The following is a 13,060-nucleotide window of genomic DNA, read 5'->3' as shown; positions in this document are numbered from 1 at the left end:
TCACGTCTTTCCCGGCAGTCCCGCCGGAGAACATGAGGAGTACGCGTATGAAGAAGCAGCTGCTGTCCGCGGTCATGGTGTGCGCCCTGGGTCTGGCCGGCTGTGGCGGGGACGACGACACCACCCCTCAGCCCACGGTGCCGAAGTTCGACACGGCCGACAACATCTACAACTACCTCGAGGGCAAGAAGATGGTGATGGAGGGGAACAACATCCCCACCCACCCCAACGGCTTCAACGAGGACACCAACTTCGGCGCCTCCACCCAGTGCTACAACCAGGTGGAGATCACCGTCGCCAGCCGCGTCTTCCACGTGGACAGCGACCTGGGCACCCTGCGCAACCCCACGGATCCGGCCACCAGCGACTGTGACCGCACGACGGTCAGCGGGAACCAGAAGTTCGACTCGACCAACGTCCTCATCGAGAACGTGGCGGCGGATGCCAACTGCTTCGACATCACCGTGAGCTTCAACGGCTTCTCGCAGTCGGGCCGGGGCAAGCTGAGCGCGGATGGCAAGACGCTCACCCTGGAGCTGTACCTGGGCACCGCGCACTCTGGCATCCGGTGCCAGAACGGGGCGGTGGGCTCGAAGAGCGTCTCCACGAGCCAGGGTCTCTTCACCGGCAACGCACAGCAGGTCTACACCGTCTCCGCGCAGTAGCACGCCCGCGCGCCTCGCGCGCCCTGGCTTCTTCCCATTCGAGAGGGGTTTATGACGTGGTGGTCGAAGGCTGAAGCAGGCAGGGCCCTGCGAGGTGGCGCGACGGCGCTCACCTTGTTCGTGGCCGGGTTCTCACTCTCCGCGGGTGCGAGCCCGACGACGGTGCCGGGCGCGTATCACGGCAAGTGGGAGGACGAGAAGAATCGCGACGAGGACGCCGAGCCGCGTGAGTTCGTCCTCATCAACTACTTCTTCTCGCGCCTCTCGCTCACCAACCAGGTGGGCGATCCGAGCGGTCTCAAGGGTGTGTCGCTGGGGCCCATCGGCAGCCCCATCGGCAGCGCGGTGCGCGTCAGCGACTTGAACGCGTACTACATCGAGCAGCGGTGGATTCCCGTCATCGAGTACAGCCCGTGGTTCGTGGACGGGCTGGCCAGCTTCCGGGCCCAGTTCGAGGTGGACTTCCTCTGGGGCCGCGCGGCCAACACCATCCAGCCCAACGAGGGCGGCGGCTTCAACGCCGACCAGGTCAACCTCCAGACCAAGAACATCAACGTCGCCTTCTATCCGTTCAGGGATCCGACGAAGCTGGCCCTCATCATCGGCAGCCAGCCCGTCTACGACACCTACCAGGATCCGACGCGCACGCCGCTCAACGACATCATCCGCACCGGCTACAAGCTGACCTTCCTGGGCAGCGACGCCACGGGCCTGTCGCTCTACAGCAGCTACAAGGGCCACGCGAAGCTGAGCCTGCTGCCCCTGGGCACGGCGCAGGCGGACAAGGTGGCCAAGGATGATCCGCGCCTGAAGTACATCTGGCTCATCACCGGGGACTACACCTACCCGGTGCAGCCGGGGACGAACGTGGGCGTGTCCGCCTGGGCGCTGCGCGACGACACCAAGGGCGAGGCCTTCGCCTTCGAGGGCCTGGTGCGCAGCGGCCCCTCCTCCGGAGGCTTGAGCGGCTTCACCGGCACCTCGGCCTTCAACATCGAGCGGCCCACGGGCACCGTGTTCTGGGCGGGCGCGCACTTCAACCACAACATCGACTTCCGCACCGGCCCCTTCGGAGCCTCCGGCTTCGTCATGTACAACGGGGGCAAGTACACCAGCAGCAACCCGGAGACCACGTTCAACCGCGACGTGAAGATCAGCGGCCTGGCCGCCAACGCGGAGCTGCTCTACAACTGGGGCCGCACGGCCAACGACATCGTGACGCTCGAGGGCATCTACACCACGGGCGACAGCGACCTGAGCGACGACCGGTACAAGGGCGCCTTCACCCTCAACATGTACGGCCTGCCGGGCGCGGTGTGGTTCAACCACAAGACGCTGGTGCTGTTCCCCTTCACCAGCACGGCCAACAACTACACGGGCGCCGTCTCGGACATCTCCAACCAGGGCTTCGGCCTGCGCTCGGTGATTGCCACCGGCGCGATGGACCTCATCCCCAACAAGCTGAACCTGAAGCTGGGCGGTGCGCTGGCCACCAGCGACGTGACGCCGCCGCGCTGGGTCGATGACGTGGAGCGCGGGCGCTTCATCGGCGCCGAGGTGAACGCGGAGCTGCGCTACACCATCCGCTACCTCATGACGGTGGGCCTGCACACCGGCTACATGTTCAAGGGCAGCTTCTATGACGGCGCGCCGCGCGTGACGAAGAACCCGTGGGCGGCCTTCACCACCTTCACCTGGTACGCGTTCTGACCATGAAGACTCCTCGCGCCGCCGCGCTCCTGCTGCTCTCCGCCGCGCTCGCCTCGGGCTGTGTCCGCTCCTACCGCCACGAGCCGCCGCTGCCCTTCCAGGACTTCCCCTACACCTCGCTCCAGGGCCAGCCGTGGCCGATGAAGCGCGTGGCCCTGCCGAAGACGGCGCAGACCTATGGGGTGGCCACCGTCCCCGAGATGGCCTACGTGGAGCTCAACCCCGAGGGCGCTCGCACCCTCGTCTTCATCCACGGGCTGGGCTCGTACCTGAAGTTCTGGCGCTACCAGCTCGACGCCTTCGCCGCGCAGGGCTACCGCGTCATCGCCGTGGACCTGCCCGGCTACGGCAAGTCCGACAAGCCGGCCACGTTCCCGTACACCATGGAGGCCATGGCGGACGCGGTGCGCGAGCTGGTGGTGGCGCTCGGCATCCAGAAGCCCGTGCTGGTGGGCCACTCGATGGGCGGGCAGACGGCGCTCTCCTACGCCATCCGCTACCCGGAGGAGCCCGCCGCGCTCGTGCTCACCTCGCCGGCCGGCTTCGAGAAGTTCACCTGGAAGGACAAGGCGTGGCTCAAGCGCGCCTTCAGCTCCACCCTCATCAAGAGCTCGCCCGAGTACGCCATCTGGGGCAGCGTGCGGCAGGCCAACTTCGCGCGCTGGCGCCCGGAGCTCGAGTGGCTCATCGAGGAGCGCGTGCGCGTGGTGGCCACGCCGGACTTCGACTCGTACGCCTACGCCAACGTCCGCACCGTGGACGGGCTGTCCCACAACGACTTCGTGCGCGACAACCTCGGCCACATCCAGGCGCCGACCCTCATCGTCTTCGGCGAGGATGACCGGCTCATCCCCAACCCGTTCCTCCACGGCGGGCGGGCCCGCGCCATCATGGAGTACGGCCACGCGGGCATCCCGGGCTCCCAGCTGGTGGGGCTGGATCGCTGCGGCCACTCGGTGCAGCTCGACTGCCCCCAGGAGTACAACGCGGCGGTGAGCGCGTTCCTCCAGAAGCTGCCGGCCAGCGGGGCGCCCACGCAGGAGACGCCCCCCGCGACCGAGCCGGCGACGGCCCCGGCGGCGGCGGGAGAGCAGCCGCCGCCGACGCCTTGAGCCGGGCCTCGCCTTGAGCCGCGCGGGCTACGGGACGGTGTGGTTTCGCACCATGCTGTACTGCACGGCCTGCGTGAGGTCCTTCGAGTTGAAGTGGCCGTACGGCACCGCCGAGTACACCTTCTCGCCCGTCTGCCCGGGGAGGCGAGAGGTGTAGTCGTAGTAGACGACGTTGCCGTAGCCGATGACTTCATCCACGGTGGACCAGATGGAGTAGCGGTAGGCGCCCTCGTAGCCGCTGCTGGCCATCAGGTCGGTCAGGAACGCCGAGCGGCCCGAGACGCCGACGCCGTTCCAGTAGCCCGGGTACAGGCCGTTGGTGGCGGCGCAGGTGTACGTCGAGCCGCCCGACTGGTAGCAGCTCGTCAGGCCGCGGTTGGCGCCCGCGATGCCCACGAAGGTGTCCACCGAGGCGGTGAGCGGCGCGCCCACGTAGTACTTGCCGCCCTCGAGCGCGTCGGTCGCGTAGCCGCCGAGGATGGCCTTGCGCGCCAGCGTCACGCCCATGGAGTGCGCGATGATGTCCACCTTCGCCGCGCCGGTGTACGCCTTCACCGCCTCGATGAACTTGCGCACCTTCATCACGTTCGTCTTCGAGTGGTACTGGTAGGGCGACATCGCCGCGCTCGCCGGGCCCCACGTCGTCGCGTACAGCTCGCTCGGCTTGTAGCCCCGGGACACGAAGTAATCGATGGAGGCGTTCCAGCCCGTCTGGCCCACGGTGCCCGTGCCGATGGCCTTGTCCGAGTTGCCGTGGATGAAGATGACCGGCTGGTTCACCACCGTGTCGGTGCTGCTCGCCTTGCCGCCGTAGCTGCCGCCCGACAGGTCCGCGCGGACCAGGTTGTACTGGGGCTCGTAGCCGTTGGCCTCGAGCCAGGCGCGGAAGTGCGGGGTGACGCCCGTCGTCGTGGCCGCTGACTCCTGCGTGGCCAGCTCCGTTTCGGGCACTTCAGTGGAGACTTCCGCCAGCTCGGTGCCCTCGCCGCAGCCGACGGACAGCGAGCCCAGGCACAGCGCACCCAGCAAAGACAGGGATGAGCGCAGACGCATCGTGTTTCTCCTTGGAGTGTGGGGGATTCGCCCGCGCGTGGAGAGAGTGAGTGGCGGGCGTGCTCCGGAGTGTACGGGCTCGCGCTGAAAACACCGTCAGGCAACTGGCCGCGAAGTTGAAACGTGATTCACCTTTGCAGTGCGTCATGCGGAAAACGTGAAGGTTCATTCAGCTGCGCGCTGCGTCATCGGTCATAATGCGCGGCGCATGACGGCGCGTCAGGTGGTCATTCACCGCCCAGGAGGTTACGAACGACTCACCCGGGAGCCGCTGGCCATCCCCGTTCCGAAGGCGGGCGAGGTGCTCGTCGCCACCGAGGCCATCGGCGTGAACTATGCCGACTGCGTCATCCGCATGGGCCTGTATGCCTCGGCCAAGGAGTTCGTCGGCTGGCCCATCACTCCGGGCTTCGAGTTGCAGGGCGCCAAGGTGTTTGGCGTCACTCTGTTCGGTGGGTACTCCACCCATGTCGTGGTGCCTCGGCACCAGCTCTTTCCGTTGCCGGCGCACCTGGCCTCGCTGGGGAAGCTCGTCATCTATGGGTTCCACTCCATGCTGCCTCGCCAGGGCGGATGGCCCAGCTGGCTGAAGCTCGCCTGGGACTGGCTGCGGACTCCGCGCTACAACCCGCTCACCCTCACCAACGACAACACCAGCGTGCTGGCCTTCAACCTCTCCTACCTCTTCGAGCAGCGCGACATCCTCTCCAGCGCCATGGCCCGGATGCTCGCGTGGGTCGAGGAGGGCAAGCTCGTCGCGCCGCCGGTGTCACGCTTCCCGCTAGACCAGGTGGCCGACGCCCACCGCGCCCTCGAGTCGGGCACCACCGTGGGCAAGCTCGTGCTCGTGCCTTGAGGCCTTCCTTCTCTTCTTCCCGTCGCAACCCCGTGAATCGCCCCCATGAAATTCCTGCGTGATCTCCGCTCGGTCCTGAACCTGACCGTCCTCGTCGCCGGGCTCGGCTACTTCGTGGACCTCTTCGACATCACCTTGTTCGGCGTGGTGCGCGTCGCCTCGCTCAAGGCCCTGGGCCTCACCGACGAGGGGGAGATCCTCGCCAAGGGGCTCCTCATCTACAACAGTCAGATGGTCGGGATGATGGTGGGCGGGTTGCTCTGGGGCATCCTCGCCGACCGCCGGGGCCGCCTGTCGGTGATGTTCGGGTCCATCCTCATGTACTCGTTCGCCAACATCGTCAACGCGTTCGCCTGGGATGTGACGAGCTACGCGGTGTGCCGCTTCGTGGGCGGCGTGGGGCTCGCCGGCGAGCTCGGGGCGGCCATCACCCTGGTGGCCGAGTCCCTGCCGAAGGAGAAGCGCGGCCTGGGCACCACCATCGTCGCGACGCTCGGCATGCTGGGCATCGTCGCCGCGGCGTTCGTCGGTCAGAAGATGAGCTGGACGACGGCGTACCTGACGGGCGGCGTGATGGGGCTGGCGCTGCTGTTCGCGCGCTTCAAGGTCTCCGAGTCCGAGCTCTTCACCAAGAAGACGGACCCCTCTCGCGCCAACCCCTTCCTGCTGCTGCAGGGCGGGCGCTTCATCAAGTACATCTCCTGCATCCTGATCGGCGTGCCCATCTACTTCACCACCGGCATCCTGTTCACCTTCGCCCCGGAGCTGACCAAGGGCCTGAACGTCCAGGGCGCGGTGACGGCGGGCAACGCCATCCTGTACGGCTCGATCGGCCTGACGATCGGCGACCTGCTGGCCGGCCTCTTCAGCCAGTGGCTGAGGAGCCGCAAGCGCGCGGTGGCGCTGAACCTGAGCGTGGGCTTCGGGCTGATGCTCGTCTACGGGCTCGTCCCGGGGCTCACGAGCACGATGGTCTACGTGCTGAGCTTCCTCATCGGCATCACCGTGGGTTACTGGGCCGTGCTGGTGACCATGGCGGCCGAGCAGTTCGGGACCAACATCCGCGCGACCGTGGCGACGACGGTGCCCAACTTCGTGCGCGGCTCGGCGGCGCTCGCGGCCAGCGGCTTCGCGGCCCTGAAGGGCCACATGCCCGTGGCCCACGCGGCGCTCGTCGTCGGCAGCATCTGCTTCAGCCTCGCCCTCCTGTCACTCACGCGCATCGAGGAGACGTTCACCCGCGACCTCGACTACGAGGAGGGCTCGAAGAGCGCCTGAGGCCCGTGGCGGCTCACTTCGGCCAGCGGCGCGTCTTCACGTACTCGCGCTTCAGCTCCGGCTTGGGGTCGGGCGCGTCGAAGGGCTCGGGGACGACTTCGTACAGGCCGTTGTCGAACGGCCTTCCGGGCGCGGGCGCCTTCGGCAGCAGCCGCTCCCGCTCTCCCCGGGCGGCGAGCGTCCTGGCCCGGTAGTGGCAGTACGGGTTGTTGCCCGGCCGCCCCAGCAGGGAGTGCGCCGTGAAGCTGCAGCCGCCCATGCACACCTCGGCGAAGGGGCAGGTGCGGCAGAAACCCCAGAGGTCCTCCACGGTCCTGGCGCGCGTGAAGCCCAGCTCGGGGCTGTCGTTCCAGATGCGCTCCAGGGGCTGCTCGCGCAGGTTGCCGCCCACGTAGTGGGCCGTCTGGAGCGAGGGGCAGCCCTTCACCGCGCCATTGGACTCGATGCCCATCACGTACCGGCCCGCCTGGCAGCCCCGCCAATGGTCTCGCCCGCCCGCCTGCACCGAGCGCAGCAGCGCCTCCTCCGGACCGAAGTAGCCCAGGTTGTTTCCCGGCATGATGAGGATGCGCTCGCGGTAGGCCTGCTCCTTCAGGCGGGCGATGCGCGGCATCAGGTCCAGCAGGTCCCACGGCTGGAGCATCAGGTCCGGCCGGTCCGCGGCCCTCCCGAGCGGCGCGGTGATCTGGATCTGCCACGCGCCGATGCCCTGGGCCTTCAGGTGCGCGTACAGGCCCTCCAGGTCTCCCTGGTTGAGGCGGTTGAGGTGGGTGTTGGCGGCCGTCCGCACGCCCGCGGCCTTCAGGTGGCCGAGCGCCGCCGTGGCCGACGCGAAGCTGCCTCGGGCCGCGCGTATCAGGTCATGCGTCTCCTCCAGGCCGTCCACGCTCACCGAGGCTCCGTGCAGGCCTGCCCGAGCCATCTCTTGCGCCAGCTCCGCGGTGATGCCGCGTCCCCCCGTCGTCAGCATGGGGCGCACGCCCGCGGCCTTCAGGGCTCGGATGATGTCCAGGAAGCCCGGGTGCAGGTAGGCCTCGCCGCCGATGAGCACCACCTCGCGGGCGCGCATCGCGGCGAGCTGGGCCACCACGCCGAGCGCCTCCTCCGTGCTCAGCTCGCCTGGGCGGGCAGTCCCCGCGCGCGAGCCGCAGTGGGTGCAGGGCTGGTCGCACGCCAGCGTCAGCTCCCACACCACATAGGCGGGGTGGAAGTCCTCGGGAGAGGTGTCGATGCGCCGCAGGACCATGCGCCTCGAGCCTAGCGGAACTGAAGAGGGGCCCGCAGGTGTGACAGGCGTGTCCTGCCCGGCTTCCTGCTCGGGCCTCGTGAGCCACGCCCTCGCCTGGAGTGCCAGGGGCCTTCAACGGCATGGGGTTTGCGTCTGTGGCAGACTCCTCGTGCTCTCCAGGAGTCACCTCATGTCACAGCTGTCCGGCTGCCCGTCCTGCCAGGGCTTCAATCCGCCCTCCGCCACCGCGTGTCTCCACTGCGGGCAGGCGCTCGAGTCCCGTCCGGGGCCGGCACCGCGTTGGACCGTGGGCTGGTGGGCGCTGGCCAGTGCCGGAGTGGCCGCGCTCACCCTGATGGCCTGCTACGGCGCTCCGCCCTGCGAGGACGGCTCGTTCGACTGCTACGAGCCGGAGACCCCGGACGCGGGCCCGTCCGATGGCGGGGCGGACGGCGGCCCCTGAGTCGGCGCACGCTGTCCGAACTGGTCTGCTTGTCATACCAGTTGGGGACCGGTTCGCTCACAGGGCGCCTGCCTGGCCAGGCGGCTCCCCTGGCTCGAGGGTTCGGGCCTCGGAGCGTAGGCGCCGCTACTCGAAGGAGATGCGGCGACCCATGGTCCGAGCAGGCTCGCGCTTCGGTGTCGAGAGTTCCGCCAGCACCGGCGTGAGGGCGGTGGCGATGCGCACCGAGCCCGGGAAGAGCTGCTGCGCGCGCTTGCCCAGCGCCACCGCCTCCTCGAGCCGGCCCTGCGCGTACAGCACGTCGATGAGCCCGCTCCACCCGTCTTCCAGCACCGTCAGCGCCTTGTCCACGCCCGCGCGCAGGTAGCGCTCCGCCGCCTCCGACGCGCCCTCCGCCGAGTGCAGGAAGTAGCCCAGCTCCACCATGGACGCCGCCGAGCGGTCCGACGCCAGCACCGCCTGCTGCAGGTACCGGCGCGCCTTGCGTATCCCCGAACGGGCCTCGGCCGGCCCCGCCGAGCCGCTCGTCTGCAGCCGCCGGCCCGCCAGCAGCAGCGCCGGCACGTACGCCGGGCACGTCTCCAGCACCTCGTCCAGCAGCTCCAGGGAGGCCCTCGCCTCGGCCGGCTTGTTCATCCGCGAGGCGCGCCGGTGCAGCACGGCCGCTTCGCTCAAGGACACGTGCTGCTTCGGCTTGCGGCGCTTCATGGTGCCCTCCTCTGGCGCGACCGGGACGCGCCCGGGTGGGCGCGGCAGTGTCCTCGTGCAGGAGGCGAATTACACACGACGGGTGGGGCTCCCTCAACGCCTTCCGTGCGTCGGTGTCGCGCTCCCGGCACCGGCAGTGCGCCCGGATGACGCGCCGCGGAGCTGAATCAGGCTTCAACCTGGCCGGTCGATATCTCGGCTCCCCACTTCCTCCCCGCGCTCAGGGTGCTGTAGGAGAGGAGCCGGCGCACGACAGGCACGACGTTCCCCGCGAAGGAAAGCCCATGCAGCCTCACTCGGCCGATGCCTCGGCCTCCTCGAAGAAGCCGGCGGACTCCATCGTGAAGGTGGCGGTGGCCAGCTTCATCGGCACCGCCATCGAGTGGTACGACTTCTTCCTCTACGGCACGGCGGCCGCGCTCGTGTTCAACAAGCTGTTCTTCCCCTCGGTGGACCCGCTGCTGGGGACCATGGCCGCGTTCGCCACGTACGCGGTGGGCTTCGTCGCCCGGCCCCTCGGAGGCGTCGTCTTCGGTCACTACGGGGACAAGCTCGGCCGCAAGACGATGCTGAGCGCCACGTTGATGATCATGGGCGTGGCGACGTTCGCCGTGGGGCTGCTGCCCACCTACCACAGCATCGGTGTGTGGGCGCCCGCGCTGCTCGTCTTCCTGCGAGTGCTCCAGGGGTTCGGGCTGGGCGGGGAGTGGGGCGGGGCGGTGCTGATGGCCGTGGAGCACGCGCCCGCGCACCGCCGAGGCTTCTACGGCAGCTGGCCGCAGATGGGCGCTCCGGCCGGCATGCTGGTGGCCAACTTCGTGTTCTCCCTCTTCTCGCGGCTGCCCGAGGAGCAGTTCCTCACGTGGGGCTGGCGCGTGCCGTTCCTGCTCAGCGCCGTGCTCATCGGCATCGGCGTGTTCATCCGCCTGAGCGTGGCCGAGTCTCCCGTCTTCGAGCAGCGCAAGAAGGAGGCCCAGGAGCCCCGCATCCCCGCGCTCGAGGCGCTGCGCCAGCACCCCCGCGAGGTCCTCCTGGCCATGGGGGCGCGCATGGCGGAGAACGGCTTCTTCTACGTCATCACCACCTTCGTCCTCACCTACGGCACCGAGAAGCTCAAGCTGCCCCGCCTCACCGTGCTCAACGGCGTGCTCATCGCCTGCGCGGTCCACCTGGTGGCCATCCCCGCGTTCGGCGCCGCCTCGGACCGCTTCGGTCGCCGCCCGGTGTACCTGGCGGGCGCGGCCGTGGCGGGGTTGATGGCCTTCCCCTTCTTCTGGATGCTCGACACCCAGCAGGTGGGGCTCGTCTGGCTGGCCATCTCGCTGGGGATGATTGCCCACGCGGCCATGTATGGCCCGCAGGCCAGCTTCTTCTCGGAGCTGTTCGGCACGCGCGTGCGCTACAGCGGCGCGTCGCTCGGGTACCAGCTGGCCTCCGTGCTCGCCGGCGGCCTGTCCCCCATCATCGCCACGGACCTTCTCCGCCAGTACGGCGGCCAGTCCTGGCCCATCTCCGTCTACCTGCTCGTGCTCATCGCCATCACCCTCGTCGCGGTGTACCTCTCCGCGGAGACCTTCCGCGCGCGGCTGGGTGAGGAGGGCACGGACACGGCCTCCACGGGACAGGGCTCCGCCTCCGGGCGGGATGCCGCCTGAGGCACTCGAAGAGGCGAGGGCGCCCGCGCGCTCCTGCCGCTCAGCACTCGATGATGTTGACGGCCAGGCCGCCGCGAGCCGTCTCCTTGTACTTGGTCTTCATGTCCGCGCCGGTCTCGCGCATGGTCTTGATGACCTTGTCCAGCGAGACCTTGTGCGAGCCATCGCCCCGCAGCGCCAGCCGCGCCGCGTTGATGGCCTTCACCGCGCCCATGGCGTTGCGCTCGATGCAGGGCACCTGGACCAGGCCGCCCACCGGATCGCACGTGAGCCCCAGGTTGTGCTCCATGCCAATCTCGGCGGCGTTCTCCACCTGCTCGGGGGTGCCGCCGAGCACCTCGGCCAGGCCCGCGGCGGCCATGGAGCACGCCACGCCCACCTCGCCCTGACAGCCCACCTCGGCGCCGGAGATGGAGGCGTTCTCCTTATAGAGGATGCCGATCGCCGCGGCGGTGAGCAGGAAGCGGACGGCGCCGTCCTCGTCCGAGCCGGCCACGTGGCGCATGTGGTAGTGCAGCACGGCCGGGATGACGCCCGCCGCTCCGTTGGTCGGAGCCGTCACCACGCGCCCGCCGGCGGCGTTCTCCTCGTTCACCGCCAGGGCGTAGAGGTCGACCCAGTCCAGCACCAGCAGGGGATCTCCTCCGGCGCGGGTGTCCGTCTTCAGCTTGCGGAACAGGGCCGGGGCGCGGCGCACCACCTTGAGCCCGCCGGGCAGCACGCCCTCGCGCTCGCAGCCGCGCTTCACGCACGCCTCCATGGTCTTCCAGATGGTGAGCAGGCCCTCTCTCACCTGGCTCTCGGGGCGCCAGGCCTTCTCGTTCTCCAGCATCAGCGTCGAGATGGACAGGCCGTTCACCTTGCACCGGCCGAGCAGCTCGCCCCCGCTGGTGAAGGGGTAGGGCAGGGGCGTCTTGTCCTCCATGAAGGGCAGCTCGGCGCTCACGTCGTCGTTCACCACGAAGCCGCCGCCGACCGAGTAGTAGATGCGCGAGAGCAGCTCCTGGCGGGACGCGTCGAACGCGGAGAAGCGCATGCCGTTCGGGTGCTTGGGCAGCGACGCGCGCCGGTGCAGGACGATGTCCTCCGCATCGTTGAAGGTGACGGGGTGGCGGCCCAGCAGGCGCAGGGTGCGCTCGGCGTGCACGCGCTCGAGCATCGCGGGGATGGCGTCCGTGTCCACCTGGTCCGGCAGCTCACCCATCAGCCCGAGAATCACCGCCTTGGGGCTGCCGTGGCCCTTGCCCGTGGCGCCCAGGGAGCCGAACAGCTCCGCCTTCACGGAGTGGGTGCGCCCGAGCAGCTCGGTCTCCACCAGGGCCTCGGCGAAGCGTCGGGCCGCCCGCATGGGGCCCACCGTATGGGAGGAGGACGGACCGATCCCGATCTTGAAGAGCTCGAAAGCGCTGACGGCCATGAGGAGGGGTGACTGGGTGAAGGGGGTTCCGAACGTAACATGCGGCCTCGCCCGCCCCCATCCGCGCTGACTGCCGGTGACACCCTGTCCCGGCGAGGCATGGCAGGCAGGGAGGCTGGCGCTCAGCGTGCCGTCCAGCCGCAGTCCATGACCTGGGCGGAGCCGGTGATGCCTCCCGCGGCCTCCGAGCACAGGAAGCTCACGTAGGCCGCCACCTCGCTCGGCTCCAGCAGCCGCTTCACCGCCGCGGGTGCGAGCATGACCTTCTCCACCACGTCACTCTGCGACATGCCGTGCACCCGCGCCTGGTCCGCGATCTGCTTCTCCACCAGCGGCGTGCGCACGTAGCTGGGGCACACCGCGTTCACCGTCACGCCCTTGGCCGCGGCCTCCAGCGCCACCGTCTTCGTCAGCCCCATCAGCCCGTGCTTCGCCGAGATGTAGGCGGACTTGTACGGCGAGGCCACCAGCCCGTGCAGCGAGGACATGTTGATGATGCGCCCCCAGCCCCGGGCGTACATCAGCGGCAGCGCGTAGCGGGTCAGCAGGAAGGGGCCAATCAGCATGACGCGGATGAGGTGCTCCCAGCGGTCCTCCGGGAACTCCTCCACGGGCGACACGTGCTGCAGGCCGGCGTTGTTCACCAGGATGTCCAGCCGCCCCCACTCCTTCTCCGCGCGGGCGACCACGGCCCGGCAGTCCTCCCGCGAGGCCATGTCCGCCCGCTGGAACACCGCGTTGGGCAGGCTCAGCGCCTCCGCGTGGCCTCGCGCCTCGTCGATGTCCGCCAGCAGCACCCGGACACCCTGGGCGCTCAGCGCCTGCGCCACCGCCAGTCCGATGCCGCCCGCCGCCCCCGTCACCAGTGCGCACTTCTCCGACAGTTCTCCCATGGGCCCTCCCTCGGTGCTCGGC

Annotated in this window: 12 protein-coding genes; 7 read left to right on the top strand and 5 right to left on the bottom strand. The window is 69.2% G+C overall.

Annotated features, from left to right (window positions below):
* The first annotated feature begins 47 nt into the window (after nucleotides 1-47).
* Genes KY572_RS01805 through KY572_RS01795 form a run of 3 tightly spaced genes read left to right on the top strand, consistent with a single transcriptional unit; the run spans nucleotide 48 to nucleotide 3,487 of the window.
* On the top strand, nucleotides 48-665 hold the full coding sequence (locus tag KY572_RS01805) for a hypothetical protein (RefSeq protein WP_224240386.1): 618 nt from the start codon (nucleotides 48-50) through the stop codon (nucleotides 663-665).
* A 51-nt stretch (nucleotides 666-716) separates the two neighbouring features.
* Nucleotides 717-2,375, top strand: coding sequence for a hypothetical protein (locus tag KY572_RS01800; RefSeq protein ID WP_224240385.1), 1,659 nt, complete (start codon nucleotides 717-719; stop codon nucleotides 2,373-2,375).
* Nucleotides 2,376-2,377: 2 nt separating this feature from the next.
* Nucleotides 2,378-3,487: an alpha/beta fold hydrolase gene (locus KY572_RS01795; protein WP_224240384.1), complete on the top strand. Its 1,110-nt coding sequence runs from the start codon at nucleotides 2,378-2,380 to the stop codon at nucleotides 3,485-3,487.
* Between the two features lie 27 nt (nucleotides 3,488-3,514).
* On the opposite strand, the gene KY572_RS01790 is transcribed toward KY572_RS01795, so the two are convergent.
* Nucleotides 3,515-4,540 carry a lipase family protein gene (locus KY572_RS01790; protein WP_224240383.1) on the bottom strand — a complete coding sequence of 342 codons (1,026 nt, stop codon included), beginning with the start codon at nucleotides 4,538-4,540 and terminating at the stop codon, nucleotides 3,515-3,517.
* Nucleotides 4,541-4,748: 208 nt separating this feature from the next.
* On the opposite strand from KY572_RS01790, the gene KY572_RS01785 reads away from it, so the two are divergent.
* Together KY572_RS01785 and KY572_RS01780 are read left to right on the top strand one after the other, a co-directional pair.
* Nucleotides 4,749-5,396 (top strand): zinc-binding dehydrogenase, encoded by a 648-nt coding sequence (locus KY572_RS01785; RefSeq protein WP_224240382.1) that lies wholly within the window; start codon nucleotides 4,749-4,751, stop codon nucleotides 5,394-5,396.
* Nucleotides 5,397-5,441: 45 nt separating this feature from the next.
* Nucleotides 5,442-6,674: an MFS transporter gene (locus tag KY572_RS01780; RefSeq protein WP_224240381.1), complete on the top strand. Its 1,233-nt coding sequence runs from the start codon at nucleotides 5,442-5,444 to the stop codon at nucleotides 6,672-6,674.
* 13 nt (nucleotides 6,675-6,687) lie between these two features.
* Here the strand turns inward: KY572_RS01780 and KY572_RS01775 are convergent, their stop codons facing one another.
* The gene (locus tag KY572_RS01775; RefSeq protein WP_224240380.1) at nucleotides 6,688-7,920 is read right to left on the bottom strand and encodes a radical SAM/SPASM domain-containing protein; all 1,233 of its coding nucleotides are present in this window, start codon (nucleotides 7,918-7,920) and stop codon (nucleotides 6,688-6,690) included.
* 172 nt (nucleotides 7,921-8,092) lie between these two features.
* On the opposite strand from KY572_RS01775, the gene KY572_RS01770 reads away from it, so the two are divergent.
* Entirely contained in the window at nucleotides 8,093-8,365 is a 273-nt protein-coding gene (locus KY572_RS01770) for a hypothetical protein (protein WP_224240379.1), read from the top strand.
* Nucleotides 8,366-8,491: 126 nt separating this feature from the next.
* Here KY572_RS01770 and KY572_RS01765 read toward each other — a convergent pair whose 3' ends face one another.
* Nucleotides 8,492-9,073, bottom strand: a complete 582-nt coding sequence (locus KY572_RS01765) for a tetratricopeptide repeat protein (protein ID WP_224240378.1) — start codon at nucleotides 9,071-9,073, stop codon at nucleotides 8,492-8,494.
* A gap of 284 nt (nucleotides 9,074-9,357) precedes the next feature.
* Between KY572_RS01765 and KY572_RS01760 the strand changes: the two genes are divergently transcribed.
* Nucleotides 9,358-10,728 (top strand): MFS transporter, encoded by a 1,371-nt coding sequence (locus KY572_RS01760; RefSeq protein ID WP_224240377.1) that lies wholly within the window; start codon nucleotides 9,358-9,360, stop codon nucleotides 10,726-10,728.
* Between the two features lie 40 nt (nucleotides 10,729-10,768).
* On the opposite strand, the gene KY572_RS01755 is transcribed toward KY572_RS01760, so the two are convergent.
* Nucleotides 10,769-12,145: an L-serine ammonia-lyase gene (locus KY572_RS01755; protein ID WP_224240376.1), complete on the bottom strand. Its 1,377-nt coding sequence runs from the start codon at nucleotides 12,143-12,145 to the stop codon at nucleotides 10,769-10,771.
* A gap of 122 nt (nucleotides 12,146-12,267) precedes the next feature.
* Nucleotides 12,268-13,038: a 3-hydroxybutyrate dehydrogenase gene (locus KY572_RS01750; RefSeq protein WP_224240375.1), complete on the bottom strand. Its 771-nt coding sequence runs from the start codon at nucleotides 13,036-13,038 to the stop codon at nucleotides 12,268-12,270.
* Between the last annotated feature and the right edge of the window lie 22 nt (nucleotides 13,039-13,060).

The organism is Hyalangium gracile, assembly GCF_020103725.1.
In the GTDB taxonomy this organism is placed as follows: Bacteria; Myxococcota; Myxococcia; order Myxococcales; family Myxococcaceae; genus Hyalangium; species Hyalangium gracile.
The sequence above is the reverse complement of the archived record's forward strand: the minus strand, read 5'-3'. Positions and strand labels throughout refer to the sequence as shown.